This is a genomic window from Thiocystis minor, assembly GCF_016653465.1.
Lineage (GTDB): Bacteria > Pseudomonadota > Gammaproteobacteria > Chromatiales > Chromatiaceae > Chromatium > Chromatium minus.
This window is the reverse complement of sequence record NZ_NHSQ01000075.1, coordinates 1-17,149: the sequence shown is the minus strand read 5'-3', so window position 1 is coordinate 17,149 and position 17,149 is coordinate 1. Positions and strand designations below refer to the sequence as shown.

Below are 17,149 nucleotides of genomic sequence, written 5' to 3'. Positions count from 1 at the left end.
CCTTTGATCCACGCTTCTTTCAGCTTGGCCTCGCGGCGTCCGCCTTGCGCTTCACTACGGTTGTCGTCACTCTCTCCGGCGACCTCTTTGCAGGTCGCAAGTCTTGGCCCATGCCGGGCACACTAGGAGCCCGCTTGCGGGCGACTTGCAAGCGGCTACCATCGCTGCGTTCCTGTGCTGTCGCCCGCAAGCGGGCTCCTACCGCGCGCTTGGCCCCGTATTTCCGACTGCATACCAACCCAATATCCGACCGCACCTTGCGAAACGACACCCGCCATACCGGACGCGGTACAAACTCGCTATAGTGGCCGTCTCGAAATCCTCGCGATTTCCACGCGATCCCAGGCCCTTCGGTCGCAAGCCGCGGTTTAGCGACGCTCCCCGTTCTCCAGCGGGGTGCTGCGCCGGCGGGTTCTGGGATCAGAGAGCAGACACTCGCCCCCGGAGAGCCACCCGAATGCACGGCACAGCGCCAGCCAAACCTCACGCGGACGCACCCATCAGCCCACGCCGGCGCCTGATCTACAATCTCCTGGCCTGGCTGTGTTTCGGCCTCGGTTTCGTCGGCATGGTCGTCCCGCTCATGCCGACGACGGTCTTCTGGATCTGCGCCGCCTGGCTGTGGCTGCGCAGCCACCCCCAACGGGTACGCTTTCTCGTCGACCATCCGCATTTTGGCGCCTCCATTCGCGGCTTTCTCGAACACGGCGAGATCTGCCGGACCGGCAAGACCGCCGCCATCACCGCCATGGGGGGCAGTTATCTGATCTGGTTCGCGCTGATCCGGCCCGGCTGGGTGGCGGGCGTCGCGGTCGCGGCGATCCTCGGTTCGGTCGCGCTCTGGATCGCCACCCGCCCGGACAGCAAGCGCAAGCCACCGGCGCAAGTCGCAGTCACGCTTGACCTGGGAAACTGGACGCCAGTCCATCCCGCCACGAAGCCACCCGCCAATCCGCCAGGCTAGCGCATGTGTACTACCATTCTGCTGATTGATAACGGTTCCCGACGCGCGGAGTCCACGCTGAATCTGCGTCGACTCGCCGCGCGGCTGGCCGAGCGCGCCGACGAGCAGATCCTTCCCGTATCGCTGCTGCACTCCGACCAGATTCCCGCCGACCGGCTGGACGGTCGCCCGGCGGACACCTTCGCGCCCACGCTGCTTCGCCTGCTCGCCCAGGGTGCGCGCGAATTCGTCCTGGTACCGCTGTTTTTCGGTCCGAGCCGCGCACTGACCAAGTTCGTGCCGGACACCGTCGCCGCCCTGACCGACGAATTCGGCCCCTTTCAGCTTCAGATCGCACCCGAACTCTGTCCGTTGCCCGACGGCGAGCCGCGTCTGGCGGAGATCCTGACCGAGCAGGTCGAACAGGCCGCCCTCGTCGCCGGCCGCCCGGCCAAGCGGGTCGTGCTGGTCGATCACGGATCGCCCATCCCGGAGGTCACCGCCGTGCGCCGCTGGCTCGGCGAGCGTCTAGCGCAACGGCTGGGGCCAAGGATCAAGGTCGAGCAGGCGGTAATGGAGCGGCGCGCGGGAGCGGACTACGATTTCAACGGTCCACTGCTGGAGGATCTGCTGCGCGCGCTGGCCGACACGGATCGCTCCACCCCCGTCATCCTCGCCATGCTCTTTCTGTCCGCCGGTCGCCACGCCGGTCCAGGGGGCGATATCGCCGACATCATTGGCCGCGTCGAGTCCGAATACAGTGGTTTCAGGGTCCATCCTTCGCCCCTGGTCGGCAGTCATCCGGGGTTGATCGAGGTTCTTCTGTCCCGCTTAAACTGCGTCACATCGTGATAGGGCGCGTTGCGAGTGCTCTGACAGGTTGGCATATATCGATATACGTCGGAGTTGACGCAGTTTAAATGAATGAAAATTAAAGGGTTAATGTGGGTATAAACTTTCCCTGAAATCGCCTAAAGCGCTTGATTAAAGTCCGAAACCTCGGAACCGCCAGAAACTCCGCGCCAGCAGGAACCACAGAAAGCCCGACGACAGAACGAGCGCGAACCCGCCGAGACGCGCCAGACTCTTTCCGACGCCAGGCGCCACATCGAACGCAGGCAGGGCCGCGGCGGCGACCAACGCCAGCAACGCCACCAGATAGACCCCGAATTGAATCCGCGCCGGCGCCTCGGGGATAAAGGTATGCATGTGCGGCACGCGGACATCGAAGCGGCGCGTCGCCACCTGACGATGCTGGAGATGGAACCAGCTCAGAAATGGCACGATTTTGAACAGCATGCCGCTCGGCAGCCCGATCCCGACGCCGATTAGCACCAGCACGCCCACCAATTCGGCCCGTCCGCCCGCGAGCCAAAGTGCCGCCGCGAGCAGTGCCGAGATCATGGCCGACCGCCAATAGAGCAACGTGGCATCGAGGCGCGGCCGCTCGCGGCGGCGCTGGCGGTCCAGCGAGACGCCCGCGAAGACGACGAAGCAGAGTGCGCCCAGCCCCATCCACCCGGTTGCCGCGGCGCCCTGCCCGGTTGCCATGAGGGCGCTTGCCACGGTCAGCGCGACCGCGACCAGGGGTGCCGCCCAGCGCATCAGCCAATCCGGATAGGCGGGCGTGACATGAAACATGGGGACGACCTGATAACCCACGCCCATGATGAGCATGCCGGTCCAGCCCAACAGACCCCAGGCCAGATGCAGATTCACCCAATCCACGAATCCTGACAGCCGCCACCCGCCCAGCAGGACCACCACCAGCAGGACGCCGAGCAGCAGCGTGACGAGCAGCGCGACAAGCGCCAGACGCATGGCCACGACCGTGCGCCTGACGCCCCGCGCGCGCGTCAGCGCGATCCCAGTCGCCGTGGCGAAGATCATCAGACCCGCCATGAGCGACCCGCCGCCCAGCGTCAACCAAGCAGCGCCGCCCCACAACAGGCCCGCGCTGAGCGAGAGGGTGCCCAGGATCAGTAGGACTTGCGTCGCGCGACCGACGAGAACGACCCGAGGCACCGGCGACCCGGCCAGCACCGGCAGCATCTGCAAGAGTGCGCCGCACATGATCTGGGTGAGAAAGCCCAGCGCGATCAGGTGCGTCACGACCAGCGCGGGCGGGGTCCAGCGCGAGATCAGAATAAGCTCGCCCTGCCAGAGCAGCAGGCCGCCAGCCGCCACCGCAAACAAGGGCGCGGTTAGGAAAAAGGCGAAGGGAACCCCGATCGGCGGGGCCTGATCCAGGCTCAGTCCGGCGGTGTTCAGCATGGGATCCGCTCGTCCAGTTCCGCCTGGGAGGGCGGCGCGTCGAGCGCCCAGATCAGAATCTCGAAACGGTCTTCCGCGCCCTGGGTCCGCCATCCGTAGCCCATGCGCCGGAGCAGATCATAGAGCGGAAAGGGCTCGCGCCGGTGCAGCACCCGAACGCGCCCGCCCGTCGGCAGATCCGCCAGGGCGTCGAGAATCCGCTCCATCGGCTCGGGCGGCGCCAGTCGACGAACATCCAGGAGGGGGGCTCTCGTCATTGCCAGCGTCGGTTCAGACATGGCTCAGACTTGGTTCAACAGGGCGGCCATCTCCGCCGCCTGTTCGGGCAACGCGCCATCGGCCATGGGATAGAGCACGCCTTCCTCTTTGTAATTGTGCTGCTGCACGAGGAAATGCAGCGTTTCCAGGAGGCCGAGAACGGCGGTCTTGTCGCACATGGCGACGGACTCGCCGAGTTCCTCGAAGAGTTGGCGCATCTGCGCGTGTTCGCTACACATGATTTCGATGGGATTTTCCGCGACCCGAAAGACGCGGGCCAGCGCGGGAAAGACGACGTCTTCCTCCAGCGCAAAATGGCGGTTCATCGCATCGACGAGCGCCGTCGCCGCTGCGTCGATGGCGGACCAGTCCCCGGAGCCGACGCTGGCTTCGGTCGCGGCCAAAAGATGGTCGCAGCGGTGGTGGTCCTGGGTGAAGGAATCGGTGATGGCGGTGATCATGCGACGGTCTGCCTGAAGAGTTTGAGATGGCGCGATTTTGTGGTTCGGCGATGGTCCGCTCCTTGATCTAGGTCAGGACGCGCATTTGGTCGTCAGGGGAGGAGGTTTGATGGAAGCGCGTCAGTATCCCGTGACCGCCGACGACAAGTCGGTGACCCCAGGGCCGACTACAAGTCGGCGCTCCCAGGGTGGTGCTCCCAGAGGCTTCGTACAGGGAGCAGGGTTTACTCCACGTCCAGGGTCAAGGGCTCTTTTCGAGCAGCGCCAGGCTCGTCGGCCCCTTTCGGGCGCGCGTCCTTCGCCCGCTGACCTTCGCGCCAGAGTTGTGGGCTGGAAAACCCCGCCCAGCCCCAGCGCAGCCAGTCGAGCAGACGGAAGGCCAGCCAGAGCGCCCAGGCTAGCATCAGGGCACGATAGATCCACATCGGCACCGACAACACCCAGACCTCGGGCAGCGTCGGGCCGCCGCGATCCTGATACCAGTTCAGCAGGGTTCCGGTCGAGCCGTTGCCCATGATCTGCATCTCCGGACGCCCCAGCAGACCCTGTTGAACGGCGCCGAGCAGCCCCGCCAGCGCGGCCAGGGTGAGCAGAACCAGACCGATCTGGATCAGATTGAAGCGCCAGGCCCGCATCCCATGATCGAGCCGCTGGCGCAGTCCGAGCGCGAACAGCCAGCCGGCCACCAGTAGCACGACCCAGACCTGCGCCAGACTGAGTCCGACGCCGAGCAGGAACCAGTCGGGTGCCCGCAAGGGGGTCAGACGGCTGCGACCGAGCACCGCCGCCAAACCCGCCAGAACCAGCAGGAGGCTCCAGAACAACACCGCCGGGCCGATCCCAGGACCAGCGGCGAACAGCACCCAACGATCGTCGGGCAGACGTAACGCGAGATTCAGGTTGACCGCCTGGCTCCCTAGATCGGGAACCGAAGAGGTAAAACCGACCCCCAATGCGCGCGATTCGCGCCAGGAGACCTGCATCCGCTGCGTCCCTGGAACCAGCGGAAGTTCGAGATCGCTGCCCGCGGCCGGCAGGGGCAGATTGCGTCCGTCGGCGTTGAAGCGGATGGGTTCGGCACCCTCGGGCAGACGGATGGCATGCGTTCCGCCCTGACTGCTGCGCACCCTCAACGTCAATTCCGCGTCGCTCCCCCGCCGCCCCGGCGAAACTTGATAATCCACCCGGTCGAAGGTCAGGGTGGGTCCGGGGACGCCGAGCGGTCGAGTCAAGTTCAGCGTCAGGGTCTCGCCGGGCAGCGGACGCCAGCCCGGCAGCCAGCGTTCGGACGCCCCCCGCTGGTGAACTGGCGGAATGCCGCGATGCTCCAGATGCCACATCGGGCCGAGATCTAGATGCCAGGCCTCGGCGAGGCGGGGATCCGCGCTGGCGCTCAAGGTCAGTTCGGCGACGGGATCCAGACTGGAGGTCCAGTTCAGCTCGGTCGCGCCGGGCGCCAGACCCGCGAGCACCCGCCCGCCTTCGGCCTGCACGCCGGACGTCTGGACCGACTCGCCGGGCAGCAGCGGCACCGAGATCAGGATCGGGAATTCGGGCGCTGAAAGACGCTGCACACGGGTCTCGACCCGCCAATCGAGTCCGATCCGCAGCCGGCGCTCGACCAGCAGCAGCGGCGGTAGGGCGTCCTGACTCAAGGGGCGGTCATCCTGTACGCCCGACTCCGAGAGCCGGATCAGTTGAAGTTGCGAGCCCGGCCGCCCCGCCGCATCCAGCCCCTCGACCCGCCAGCCGTCGGCCTGCACCTCGACCTGTCGTGGCGTCAGGGGCAGCGGCAGCGGCAGATCCACCTGATCGCGCGCCGACAGCGGACCGCTCAGCCGCAGTCGGTGACGCCCCGCCGCGAGCGGAACCAGCAGTTGGCCATCGGCGTCACGACTCACCGGATCCAGTGGGACGCCATTGAGCTGGATGTCGGTCGGCGACCAGCCGCCCGCGCCGCCCGGCACGGGCGCGGCAACCGCCGCCGCGGCATCCAGGGTCAGTTCCAGCGTCAGACGCGCGGGTTCGGCGCGCAGCACGAGTCGCGGCAGTTCCAGACAGTGCGGCAGACAGTCGGGCGGCGCGAGCAGTCGTTCGCGCAGTTCCTGCAACAGCTCGGGAGACGGCAGGTCGCTGGCCAGCGTCGGCTCGGTGCCGCCCCCCGCCCCGAGACCGAGCGCCAGCAAGAGCACCACGCCGACGCCCGATCGCCCGCGTTTCGGGACGAGACCGCTCAGGCGCAACCCGAGCAGGACCAGCAGCAGGCTTCCCAGCAGCGAGACCACCAGGTTCCATCCCGGCGTCAGCAGCCACAGACGGGCCTGCCCGTTCTGCTCCACCGGGCCGGTCCAGGCCAGATCGAAGCGGTGCCAGCGCCAGTCCGGGATACCGGGACCGGTCTGCACCCGCGAATTGGGATCGATGATGTCCAGCGAACTGGAAGCGGGCGGGGCGCTGGAGGGAAGATAATTTTGCATTTTCCGCCGTCCCTCCCGCGCCGGCTCCATGACAACCTCCGCCTCGTCCGCCATCCCCTGAAGCATGGGTGCCGGCTGACTGGGATCCATGAAGGTGTCGGGAGACGCCGCCGTTAGGCCACCCGTCATCCCGCCCAGGTTCGCCCAGGGGGCGCGTTCGAGCTGAGGATAGAGTCCGTTGCGGACCTCCGAGACCAGAAACGGCAGGCCCACCACCAGCAGCGCCAACAGGCTCAGACGGAAATACCACTGGACCAGTCCGCGCAACCGCTGGCCGACCGCCGGAGCCGCTCCCGCCGAAGTCGGCGCGGCGGGCAGCAGTCGCAGCAGGGCGACGGCGGCGAGCAGATGCAGCCAGACCAGACGTGGCGCGCCCGGCGACTGCCAGGTTAGAACCAGCGCCGCCAGCGCCAGCGCGCCCCAGCCCCAGCCCCAAAGCCGCCCGATCCCGATCGCCAGGATCAGCGCCAGGAACAGATCGAGCAGCGTCCAACGCGCGAACCAGCTATCCGGAAGGTTATCGACACCCGCGACCGCCAGCAGATCCCAGCCCGGCGGCAGATGCAGATGGGCCTGCGCGGCATCGAACGCCAGCGCCCAGCCCGAAACCGGAACCCGGTTGGGCGCGGCCTCCAGTCGTCCGTCCGCCACCAGATTCAGTTGGCCGTGCCGCACCTCCACGCCGAGCGCGCCGGTGTCGCCGAGACGATTGATCGGCACCGACGTACCCGCGACCTGGACCTGCCCAAGATCCAGTCCCGCGACAGCTTCCAAACGCCAGGTGCGGGTCAACTCGCCGCTGATTCGATCCTGGATGCTGTAACCGGCGCCGTCGAAATCCAGCCAGAGATTCCGCTCCAGGGTCAGTCGATCCGGGGACGGGTCCGGGTCGCCGCGCCGCTGTTCGACCAGCGTCAGGGTCTCGCCCGACGCGATGCGATAGACCGGCAGGCGCGACCAATCGTCCGGGATGCGGGTCTGACGCGGATCGACGAGCGGCAGCCCGGTCAACTCGACCTGACGCAGATCGGGACGCGCGGCGAAGGCCCAGACCTCCTGCTCCGGCCAGGGCGGCGGCAGACTCCCGCGCGACAGCGATGTCACCGCGCAGCTGTGATAGCTCGCCACCTCCAGCACCCAGCGCCCAGGCCGGACCTGAATCCGCAGCATGCCATCCGATTCCAAACGCGCCGGCAGCGGACTCTGGATCGCGAACGGCACCCCGCCCGGTAGGTGCGCCGGCCCCAGTCGCGCCTCGCGGGCGCGGCCCGAGACCTCCAGTTCCAGCCGGGTCAGAATCCGCAGCGGCAGATCGTCCTCGATCCGGCGCGCGACCTCCAGACGCAGCCGGTCGCCCTCCCCGTCCGTCTGGGACGCAGACGGATCGTGCAGCCAGAGCCGCCCGCCGGGTTCCAGTCGCGGGAGCGGACGCGAGACGCCATCAAGGGTGAGCGCGAGCCATCCGGTTAGCGGCGGAACCGCCAGCGCATCCGGGCGTTGACGCCACTGGAAACGCCCGGTCAGCGCATGTTCGCCGGCTACCAGTTTCACCGCCGGCCGCCCGTCGCGCAGCACGACCGGCAGCGCGTTTCCGTCATCCCGGACATCCTGAGGCCAGGCGTCGGCGTCTCCCGGCAGAAGCGCCCAGTCCTCGGCGAAGATCCGCCAGGTTTGCGCGAACTGGCCGCCCTCGGCGGTCAGATCCAGTTCCAGACGACCGGGCCAGGTGCACAGACGTTCCTCATCCCCCTGTCCTGAGCGGAGTCGAGGGGGACAGGGGCGTCGATCCACTCCATCCGGGCCAGACTCCAGAACCCAAGGCACCCAGGGACGCAGCGGCTCGGGGACGCTCGGAGTCCTGTCGACCATGGTATCGGCAGGCGCGTTGACATGCATTTCAGAGGATCTCTCGGCTTGCGCCGATGTCATCCATGCGCACAAAAACAACCACGACAACAGAATGACGATCGGACGGGACATGGTTCTGACCTCTCTCTGGCGATCAGCTCGAAGCATCGAGCCATGCACTCTCATTCCTGCTCTGTGTTGGCTCATCCTTGAACCTGACCCGATCCGGCGCCGTTGCGCGTCGGTCAGCGATTAGTGCTTCCTGGCTTTGGCAAAGGCATCGGCCATGGTTCCGCCCGTCTCTGACGGCTGCGCGGGCTTCTGGGTTGGCGCCGAGAAACGCTCCTGCGACGCGCGCCCCGACGACGCCGGCTTGCGCGCGGGTGATTGTTCTCCACGACCGGACGAACGTTCGTTGCGCTCCGCCGTTTTCGTGGGCCGCTCGGCGGAATCGCCCAGCCGCATACTCAGCGCAATCCGCTTGCGCGGCAAATCGATCTCCATCACCTTGACCTTGACCAGATCGCCGGACTTGACGACCTCGTGCGGATCCTTGACGAAGCGGTCGGACAGCACCGAGATATGCACCAGACCGTCCTGATGGACGCCGATGTCGACGAAGGCGCCGAAATTGGTGACGTTGGTCACCGTCCCCTCCAGGATCATGTCCGGCTTGAGGTCGGCGAGCGTCTCCACGCCGTCCTTGAACTGGGCGGTCTTGAACTCGGGGCGCGGGTCGCGGCCCGGTTTTTCCAGTTCGGCCAGGATATCCTGAACCGTCGGGACGCCGAACCGCTCGTCGGTGAACTGCCGGGCATCGAGCTTGCGCAGCGTGGCGCTGTCGCCGATCAGCGCGCGGATGTCCTTGCCGGTGCGCTCGACGATGCGACGGACTACGGGATAGGCTTCGGGATGGACCGCCGAGGCGTCGAGCGGCTCGTCGCTGTCCGGCACCCGCAAAAAGCCGGCGCTCAACTGAAACGCCTTGTCGCCGAACCGTGGCACGGCCATGAGTTTTTTGCGATTCGGAAAGGCGCCATTGGACTCGCGGAACTGCACGATATTCTCGGCCAGACCGCGATTGAGTCCGGACACCTGCGTCAGCAGCGGCACCGAGGCGGTGTTGAGATCCACGCCGACCGCGTTGACGCAGTCCTCGACCAGGGTATCCAGCGCGCGGGCCAGGCGGCTCTGATTGACATCGTGCTGATACTGGCCGACCCCGATCGCCTTGGGATCGATCTTGACCAGCTCGGCGAGCGGATCCTGCAAGCGACGGGCGATGGAGACCGCGCCGCGCAACGAGACATCCAGCTCGGGCAGTTCCTTGGACGCAAATTCGGAGGCGGAATAGACCGAAGCCCCGGCCTCGCTGACCACCATCGAGCGCAGACCCAATTCCGGATGACGCGCGATCAGGTCGCGGGCAAGCCGGTCGGTCTCGCGCGAGGCGGTACCGTTGCCGATACTGATGAGCTTGACGCCGTGCGCCTTGGCGAGCGTCCCAAGCCGTGCGAGCGAGACGTCCCACTGATTCTTGGGGACATGCGGATAGATGGTGTCGGTCGCGGCGACCTTGCCCGTCGCATCGACCACCGCGACCTTGACGCCGGTGCGCAAGCCCGGATCGAGCCCGAGGGTCGGCAGCCGGCCCGCCGGCGCGGCCAACAGCAGCGCCTTGAGATTGAGCCCGAAGACCCGGATCGCCTCTTCTTCCGCCGACTCCAGCAGACGGCCCTTGAGCTCCAGATCGAGCCGGGTTAGCAGCTTGATGCGCCAGGTCTTGCGCACCGTCTCGGCGAGCCAATCGTCGGCGGCGCGTCCCTGATGACGGATGCCGAACCGCGCGGCGACCCGTGCGCGACAGAGCGCGTCGGGATCCTCGCCCTCCCCGGCCAGCAATTCCAGGCTCAGAACGCTCTGATTGCGGCCCCGGAAAAGCGCCAGCGCGCGATGCGACGGAACCTTGGCGATAGCCTCGCGGTAGTCGAAGTAGTCCGAGAACTTGCTGCCTTCCTGCTCCTGACCTTCCATCACCCGCGAGACCAGGATGCCGCGCTCCCAGAGATCGTCGCGCAGTTGGCCCGTCAGTTCGGGATCCTCGGCGAAGCATTCCATCAGGATCTGGCGCGCCCCTTCGAGCGCGGCGGCCGGGTCGGCGATGCCTTTGGCCGCGTCGACGAAATCCGTGGCGCGGCTCTCGGGGGTCAGGGTCGGATCGGCGAGCAGCGCATCCGCCAGCGGTTCCAGCCCGGCCTCGCGGGCGATCATCGCCTTGGTGCGGCGTTTTTGCTTGTAGGGCAGATAGAGGTCTTCGAGCCGCTGCTTGGTCTCGGCGGACAGAATCTCGGCGTGCAGCTCGGCGGTCAGCTTGCCCTGCTCCTCGATACTCTTGAGCACCGCTACCCGCCGCTCGCCCAGTTCGCGCAGATAGCCGAGCCGCTCTTCCAGATGACGCAACTGAATATCGTCGAGACCGCCGGTGACCTCCTTGCGATAGCGGGCGATAAAGGGCACGGTCGCGCCCTCGTCCAGCAGCCGGATGGCCGCCTCCACCTGGGCCGGCTGGGCGGCGATTTCCTGGCTGATGATCTCGATCATGCTAATCATAAGGTTCAGAGTGTCCGATACGGGCTGGAATCAGCGTCAAAATGCGCGGTCGACGCGCGGTCGACGCGCGGTCGATGTGACCGAATGAGTGTTCAATCGAGACGGCAGGTCTCGCCATAGACGGCCATGATCTGCTTTAATTCGGCGATCAGTAAGACGAGTTCGCGGGGGCTCAGACCCTGGATCTCGGGAAGCTCGGCGCCCGCCTCCAGGGCGGCAAGATCGCGCCGCACTTGGCGACAGCCCTTCTGACACAGGGCCTCGATACGCGCCTCGACGCGGGATTCTTCTAGCGTATGCACAAACGCCTCCTGATCCTGGGGCGAGCATTATAGACAGCATCATGCAGGATTCACGATGTCAGAAGTCATCCATTGGAAACCCGCCCGTGGATCGTTGGATCTCGAATCAGGGGATCTCCATCTGTGGCGGATTCGCACCGACCACGGCGGTCTGGATTTCGACGAAGGTTTGTCGCTGCTCGGCGAACGCCAGCAGGCGCGTGCCGGGCGTATGCGTCATGTGGCCTACCGCGAACGCTATGTCCGCTCGCACGCGGGATTGCGCCTGATCCTCTCGCGCTATCTCGACCTCGCGCCCCGCGCCATCGCGTTCGAACACGGACCAGCCGGAAAGCCATTCGTTGCGGCGAGCCTCCTTTCGTTCAATCTCACCACCACCGGCGATCTGGCCCTCGTCGGTCTCTGCACCGGACCGGCGAGCGAGTTGGGCGTGGATTGCGAGTGGATTCGCCCGCGGGTCGATCTTCAGGGCGTCGCGGAACGCATGTTCGAGCCGGACGCGCTCGGGAGGCTGGCGGCGGCTCCCGAAACGGAGCGACTGGAGTGTTTTTATCGGGCCTGGACCGCGCTCGAAGCGGATGCGAAGTCGGATGGACGCGGATTGTTTCGACCCCGTGCCACCGATGCCGTCCGGCCCGCGATCACGCACTGTATTCCGGAAACCGGATATATCGCCGCCGTCGCGCGCGCGTGGCTTCCGCCGATTGAGCAATGGGTGACGTTTGATTTGGATTTGCACTAGTACAACAGCGCTTAAATTCTTATAACCGATATCATGCCATCAGGGGCTTGCCTTGATAACTAGCTGAGTGGCGTGCCATAACGGGCGAGGTCGATCGCGTAGCCACCCGTGACCAGATAGGTCGCGGCGCACTGAGAACCCAGGCGACGCACCAGGTCGCCCAGCCGGTCGCGGAAACGTCGCCCGACCGGATAGGCGGGGATCACGCCCCAGCCGGTCTCCTCCGCGACCAGGATGACCAGGGCCGATGACCGCGTCAGCACCTCGCGCAACCGCGTGACGCGGGCCTGCCAGGCGGTCTCGTCCAGCTCGATGAGATTCGCCACCCAGGTTCCGAGCGAGTCGATCAGCAGACACTGATCAGCCCCCGCATGGGCCTCGATCACGGACTCCAGTTCGGTCGGCGCGCAGAGCGTCAGCCACTCGGGCGGACGGCGGACGCGATGGGCCGCGATGCGCGCGGTCCAGTCGGGGTCATTCGGATCCTCCCTGGCGGTCGCGACATAGATGACGGCAAGGCCCGAGTCACACGCCAGCCGCTCGGCCCACTCGCTCTTACCGCTGCGGGCCGGGCCGGTGACCAGGATGGCCGCAGTTGGCGCGGACGATGGGTTTCGCTGCACTCTACCTATCCGACGAATCGTATCCGAGTACGGGCGCCAGCCAGCGCTCGGCCTCGGCCAGCGTCATGCTCTTGCGCGCGGCATAGTCCTCGACCTGGTCTTTCTGGACCTTGCCGGTGCCGAAGTAGCGCGCCTGCGGATGTGAGAAGTACCAGCCGGAAACGGCGGCGGTCGGCAGCATGGCGAAGTTCTCGGTCAGGGTGAGACCGATGCGCCGGTCGGGTGCAAGCAGTTGCCAGAGGGTGCCCTTCTCGGTGTGATCCGGGCAAGCGGCATAGCCGGGCGCCGGACGGATGCCTTCATAACGCTCGGCGATTAGCGCCTCATTGGTCAGCGACTCGTCCGGCGCGTGCCCCCAGTAGCGGATGCGCACCAGTTGGTGCAGCCGCTCGGCCAGGGCCTCGGCGAGCCGGTCGGCGAGCGCCTTGAGCATGATGGCGCTGTAGTCGTCGTGGTCGGCCTCGAAGCGCGCCAGATGCGCCTCGATCCCGACTCCGGCGGTGAGGGCGAAGGCACCGAGGTAGTCCGGTCGACCCGTGGCGAGCGGGGCGACATAATCAGACAGACAGAGGTTGGGCTGATTGCGCCCGGCGCTGCGCACCATCTGCTGGCGCAGGTGACGCAGGGTCGCGATGGGCTCGCCACGCGACTCCTCGGCATAGAGGGCGATGTCGTCGTCTCCGATCGCGTTGGCCGGAAAGAAGCCGATGACACAACGGGCGGTGACCCACCGCTCGCGCACCAGCCGATCCAGGAACGCCTGGGCGTCGGAGAAGAGTTCGCGCGCCTCCTTGCCGACGATCGCGTCATCCAGGATCGCCGGGTATTTGCCGGCCAGTTCCCAGGCGTTGAAGAAGGGCGACCAGTCGATGTAGCCGACCAGATCGGCGAGCGGAAAATCGTCGATAACGCCGATCAGGCTGTCCCCTACCCGCTCGACCCTGAGTCCGAATGCGTCCTCGACCGGGTGCGCGGGATCGAGCAGCCAGGGCTTGGGCGGCTGGTAGACGGCCCAGTCGATCGGTACCCGGTTGGCACGCGCGGCGGCGATCGGCATCGACTTGCGCCCCGAGTCCTTGCCCTCGCGCTCGGCGCGGACGCGGACGTACTCCTCGCTGATCGAGGCGAGATAATCGCCGCGCAGCTCGTCGCTCAGCAGATTGGAGGCGACGCCGACCGCCCGCGAGGCGTCCGGCACATAGATGACGGGCGCGCCGCGCTGGGGGGCGATCTTGATGGCGGTATGGACCTTGGAGGTGGTCGCGCCGCCGATCAGCAGCGGGATCTCCATCCCGAGTCGCGCCATCTCCTTGGCGACATGCACCATCTCGTCGAGTGAGGGGGTGATGAGCCCGGAGAGGCCGACGATATCGACCTGTTCCTCACGGGCGCGTTGCAGGATGGTGTCGGCGGAGACCATGACCCCGAGGTCGATGACTTCGTAGTTGTTGCATTGCAGGACCACGCCGACGATGTTTTTGCCGATATCGTGTACGTCGCCCTTGACGGTGGCCATGAGGATGCGGCCGTTGTTGGTGCTGAGGTCGCCCGAGGCGGCCTTCTCGGCCTCCAGGAAGGGGAAGAGATAGGCCACGGATTTCTTCATGACCCGCGCCGACTTGACCACCTGCGGCAGGAACATCTTGCCCGCGCCGAAGAGGTCGCCGACGTGGTTCATCCCGGCCATCAGCGGCCCCTCAATGACCAGCAGCGGACGCCCGAGCAGGAGGCGCGCCTCCTCGGTGTCCTCGTCGATATAGTCGGTGATGCCTTTCACCAGGGCATGCTCCAGACGCTTCTCGACCGGCCAGCCGCGCCACTCCTGCTCCTCCGGGCGGGCCTCTTCCGCGCCGTCGCCCTGATACCTGGGCGCGATCTCCAACAGCCGCTCGGTGGAATCGTCGCGCCGGTTGAGAATGACGTCCTCGACCGCCTCGCGCAGCTCCGCCGGCAGGTCGTCATAAATGGCGAGCTGGCCGGCGTTGACGATCCCCATGTCCATCCCGGCCTGGATGGCGTGATAGAGGAAGACCGCGTGGATCGCCTCGCGCACCGGGTTGTTGCCGCGGAAGGAGAAGGAGACGTTGGAGACGCCGCCCGAGATCTTGGCGTGGGGCAGCGTGCGCTTGATCTCACGGGTCCCCTCGATGAAGTCGACCGCGTAGTTGTTGTGCTCCTCGATGCCGGTGGCGACGGCGAAGATGTTGGGGTCGAAGATGATGTCCTCGGCCGGGAAGCCCACCTGCTCGGTGAGGATCCCGTAGGCGCGGGTGCAGATCGCGATCTTGCGCGCCTGGGTGTCGGCCTGTCCGGCCTCGTCGAAGGCCATGACGATGACCGCCGCGCCATAGCGCCGGCACAGCCGCGCCTGATGCAGAAACTTCTCCTCACCCTCTTTGAGCGAGATGGAGTTGACGATGGGCTTGCCCTGGACGCACTTGAGCCCTGTCTCGATCACCTCCCACTTGGAGGAGTCGATCATCACCGGCACCCGGGCGATGTCCGGCTCGGCAGAGACCAGATTGAGGAAGCGCCCCATGGCCGCGACCGCGTCCAGCAGGCCCTCGTCCATGTTGATGTCGATCACCTGGGCGCCGTTCTCGACCTGCTCCAGCGCCACGCTCAAGGCGGTGTCGTAGTCGCCCTCCTTGATCAGCCGCTTGAAGCGTGCCGAGCCGGTGACGTTGGTGCGCTCGCCGACGTTCACGAAGAGCGAATCGGCACCGATGTTGAACGGCTCCAGACCCGAGAGCCGGCACGCCGGGGCGAGGCTCGGCAGCGGACGCGGGGCCATCCCAGCGACCGCCCCGGCGATAGCGCGGATGTGATCCGGCGTGGTGCCGCAGCAGCCGCCGATGATATTGAGGAAGCCCGAGCGCGCCCAATCGCCGATCTCGGCCGCCATCTGCTCCGGCGTCAGGTCATAGCCGCCAAGATCGTTCGGCAGCCCGGCGTTGGGATGGGTGGAGACGCGGCACTCGCTGATGCGCGCCAGCTCCTCGACATACTGACGCAGCTCATAGGGTCCGAGCGCGCAGTTCAGCCCGATGCTGATCGGCTCGGCATGGCGCAGCGAGTTATAGAAGGCTTCGGTGGTCTGCCCCGTCAGGGTCCGGCCCGATTGGTCGGTGATGGTGCCGGAGAGCATGATCGGGCGCTCGACCCCGTCCTCGTCGAACACCTGCCGGACCGCGAAGATCGCGGCCTTGGCATTCAGGGTGTCGAAGATGGTCTCGATCAGGATGATGTCCGCGCCGCCCTCGATCAGACCGCGCGTGGATTCTTTGTAGGAAGCAACCAGGGTGTCGAAGTCGATGTTGCGGAATCCCGGATCGTTGACGTCCGGTGAAATGGAGGCGGTGCGATTGGTCGGACCCAGCACCCCGGCGACGAAGCGCGGCTTCTCGGGGGTGGCGTAGGCGTCCGCGCAACTCCGCGCCAGCCGGACGGCGGCGACGTTGATCTCATGGGCCAGGGCCTCCATGCCGTAGTCGGCCATGGAGACACGGGTCGCGTTGAAGCTGTTGGTCTCGATGATGTCCGCGCCGGCTTCCAGGTACTGGCGATGGATGGCGCCGATGACCTCCGGGCGGGTCAGCGTCAGCAGATCGTTGTTGCCCTTGAGGTCGCTCGGCCAATCCGCGAAGCGCTCGCCGCGATAATCGGCCTCGGTCAGGCGATGGCGCTGGATCATGGTGCCCATGGCGCCGTCGAGGATCAGGATGGAGCGTTCGAGACGCTCGCGCAGGCGGGAGGCTGAATCGGACATGGATGCTCGCGGATGTTGGATCTGGACGGAAGCGTCTCGCCGAAGGCGACCGGCGGCGGTCGACGGGGCGCGTGGAAGCCTTGTCTAGCGCTCTCGTCGAAAGGGGCGATCGCGCTCGCTCTGTTTGTGCCCGTCCCAGATCCGAGGCTGTTCCAGCCATTTCTGAATGAAGGCCCAGGAGGCGCGGTAGCCGTCGTGCGGGAGCCGGCAGTCGGAGCAGTCCTTGCGTCGGAGTCCGTGTTTGTCCGTGTAGACCCGATAGGGTCCGGGGCAGTCGTAAGCGATCAACGGACAATAGCAGAAAAGGCAGTTGAATTCCCGCCTGACCCCTTGATGGCAGGGATAAAAGGGGCATTCCCGATTGGTGAAGCCCTTGAAGGCTTCGTTGCCGGTGCTGTCTTTGGGTTGCATGGCGTCTACACTGAAAATCTTTTTGAGGGCCTCTCGGATTCGAGAACAGTCGATCTCAAAGTGGAATGGCGCCGATGTTCTTCTTCAAGAGGGCCTGCATACGCGGTCGACCAGCCGCCGAAGTGTCGAAGCGCAATCCAGTTCGATAGATCTCAGGTAGAAACAACCGCTCCTCGCCCAATTTGCCGTCGAGGTCTTCGTAGATCACCCTGATTTCCTGCAATGCGCTTAACCCAAGTTTAACGCCTCAGATTATTTCTCTTTTAAGATCATCCGCTTACAGCGGAAAAAATCGCTCAGTGGCACTACATTCGTGAAATTTTGTGAAACCGGACGATTCAGACAATCATTTTCTGTATCCCTCCCGGGCTGGGATCGCTGCCCAGCGCCTGGATGATCGCCAGCTGCGCCGGCTCGGCGCGGGTCGCCTT

13 protein-coding genes are annotated in these 17,149 nt (G+C 66.0%); 3 read left to right on the top strand and 10 right to left on the bottom strand.

The window, feature by feature from the left end:
* The first annotated feature begins 457 nt into the window (after positions 1-457).
* Together CCR95_RS10265 and CCR95_RS10260 are read left to right on the top strand one after the other, a co-directional pair.
* The gene (locus CCR95_RS10265; RefSeq protein WP_201094084.1) at positions 458-964 is read left to right on the top strand and encodes a YbaN family protein; all 507 of its coding nucleotides are present in this window, start codon (positions 458-460) and stop codon (positions 962-964) included.
* A gap of 3 nt (positions 965-967) precedes the next feature.
* Positions 968-1,795 carry a sirohydrochlorin chelatase gene (locus CCR95_RS10260; RefSeq protein WP_201094083.1) on the top strand — a complete coding sequence of 276 codons (828 nt, stop codon included), beginning with the start codon at positions 968-970 and terminating at the stop codon, positions 1,793-1,795.
* A 132-nt stretch (positions 1,796-1,927) separates the two neighbouring features.
* Here the strand turns inward: CCR95_RS10260 and CCR95_RS10255 are convergent, their stop codons facing one another.
* The 6 genes from CCR95_RS10255 to CCR95_RS10230 all read right to left on the bottom strand — a co-directional run bounded on the left by CCR95_RS10255 (position 1,928) and on the right by CCR95_RS10230 (position 11,173).
* Positions 1,928-3,217: a hypothetical protein gene (locus tag CCR95_RS10255; RefSeq protein ID WP_201094082.1), complete on the bottom strand. Its 1,290-nt coding sequence runs from the start codon at positions 3,215-3,217 to the stop codon at positions 1,928-1,930.
* Positions 3,211-3,474, bottom strand: a complete 264-nt coding sequence (locus CCR95_RS10250; RefSeq protein WP_201094081.1) for a DUF2249 domain-containing protein — start codon at positions 3,472-3,474, stop codon at positions 3,211-3,213. Before CCR95_RS10250 ends, CCR95_RS10255 begins: the two co-directional genes overlap by 7 nt.
* Positions 3,475-3,498: 24 nt before the next feature.
* Positions 3,499-3,936, bottom strand: coding sequence for a hemerythrin domain-containing protein (locus tag CCR95_RS10245; protein ID WP_201094079.1), 438 nt, complete (start codon positions 3,934-3,936; stop codon positions 3,499-3,501).
* A 224-nt stretch (positions 3,937-4,160) separates the two neighbouring features.
* On the bottom strand, positions 4,161-8,309 hold the full coding sequence (locus CCR95_RS10240; protein ID WP_242523171.1) for a hypothetical protein: 4,149 nt from the start codon (positions 8,307-8,309) through the stop codon (positions 4,161-4,163).
* Between the two features lie 204 nt (positions 8,310-8,513).
* On the bottom strand, positions 8,514-10,871 hold the full coding sequence (locus CCR95_RS10235) for a Tex family protein (RefSeq protein WP_201094076.1): 2,358 nt from the start codon (positions 10,869-10,871) through the stop codon (positions 8,514-8,516).
* 92 nt (positions 10,872-10,963) lie between these two features.
* Positions 10,964-11,173 carry a hypothetical protein gene (locus CCR95_RS10230; protein ID WP_201094074.1) on the bottom strand — a complete coding sequence of 70 codons (210 nt, stop codon included), beginning with the start codon at positions 11,171-11,173 and terminating at the stop codon, positions 10,964-10,966.
* A 55-nt stretch (positions 11,174-11,228) separates the two neighbouring features.
* On the opposite strand from CCR95_RS10230, the gene CCR95_RS10225 reads away from it, so the two are divergent.
* Positions 11,229-11,915, top strand: coding sequence for a 4'-phosphopantetheinyl transferase family protein (locus tag CCR95_RS10225; RefSeq protein ID WP_201094072.1), 687 nt, complete (start codon positions 11,229-11,231; stop codon positions 11,913-11,915).
* A 59-nt stretch (positions 11,916-11,974) separates the two neighbouring features.
* On the opposite strand, the gene cobU is transcribed toward CCR95_RS10225, so the two are convergent.
* The 4 genes from cobU to CCR95_RS10205 form a co-directional block, all read right to left on the bottom strand.
* Positions 11,975-12,538, bottom strand: a complete 564-nt coding sequence (gene cobU / locus CCR95_RS10220) for a bifunctional adenosylcobinamide kinase/adenosylcobinamide-phosphate guanylyltransferase (protein ID WP_338115379.1) — start codon at positions 12,536-12,538, stop codon at positions 11,975-11,977.
* A 1-nt stretch (position 12,539) separates the two neighbouring features.
* On the bottom strand, positions 12,540-16,307 hold the full coding sequence (gene metH / locus CCR95_RS10215; protein ID WP_201094069.1) for a methionine synthase: 3,768 nt from the start codon (positions 16,305-16,307) through the stop codon (positions 12,540-12,542).
* An 84-nt stretch (positions 16,308-16,391) separates the two neighbouring features.
* Positions 16,392-16,718 (bottom strand): cysteine-rich small domain-containing protein, encoded by a 327-nt coding sequence (locus tag CCR95_RS10210; protein WP_201094067.1) that lies wholly within the window; start codon positions 16,716-16,718, stop codon positions 16,392-16,394.
* 55 nt (positions 16,719-16,773) lie between these two features.
* Positions 16,774-16,926, bottom strand: a complete 153-nt coding sequence (locus CCR95_RS10205; protein WP_201094065.1) for a hypothetical protein — start codon at positions 16,924-16,926, stop codon at positions 16,774-16,776.
* Positions 16,927-17,149 lie beyond the last annotated feature (223 nt).

Coding starts and splice junctions, on each gene's coding strand:
- CCR95_RS10265 (WP_201094084.1), top strand. CDS start 458: ATGCACGGCACAGCGCCAGCCAAACCTCACGCGGACGCACCCATCAGC.
- CCR95_RS10210 (WP_201094067.1), bottom strand. CDS start 16,718: ATGCAACCCAAAGACAGCACCGGCAACGAAGCCTTCAAGGGCTTCACC.
- CCR95_RS10260 (WP_201094083.1), top strand. CDS start 968: ATGTGTACTACCATTCTGCTGATTGATAACGGTTCCCGACGCGCGGAG.
- CCR95_RS10240 (WP_242523171.1), bottom strand. CDS start 8,309: ATGCATGTCAACGCGCCTGCCGATACCATGGTCGACAGGACTCCGAGC.
- CCR95_RS10245 (WP_201094079.1), bottom strand. CDS start 3,936: ATGATCACCGCCATCACCGATTCCTTCACCCAGGACCACCACCGCTGC.
- CCR95_RS10235 (WP_201094076.1), bottom strand. CDS start 10,871: ATGATTAGCATGATCGAGATCATCAGCCAGGAAATCGCCGCCCAGCCG.
- CCR95_RS10255 (WP_201094082.1), bottom strand. CDS start 3,217: ATGCTGAACACCGCCGGACTGAGCCTGGATCAGGCCCCGCCGATCGGG.
- CCR95_RS10250 (WP_201094081.1), bottom strand. CDS start 3,474: ATGACGAGAGCCCCCCTCCTGGATGTTCGTCGACTGGCGCCGCCCGAG.
- CCR95_RS10225 (WP_201094072.1), top strand. CDS start 11,229: ATGTCAGAAGTCATCCATTGGAAACCCGCCCGTGGATCGTTGGATCTC.
- metH (WP_201094069.1), bottom strand. CDS start 16,307: ATGTCCGATTCAGCCTCCCGCCTGCGCGAGCGTCTCGAACGCTCCATC.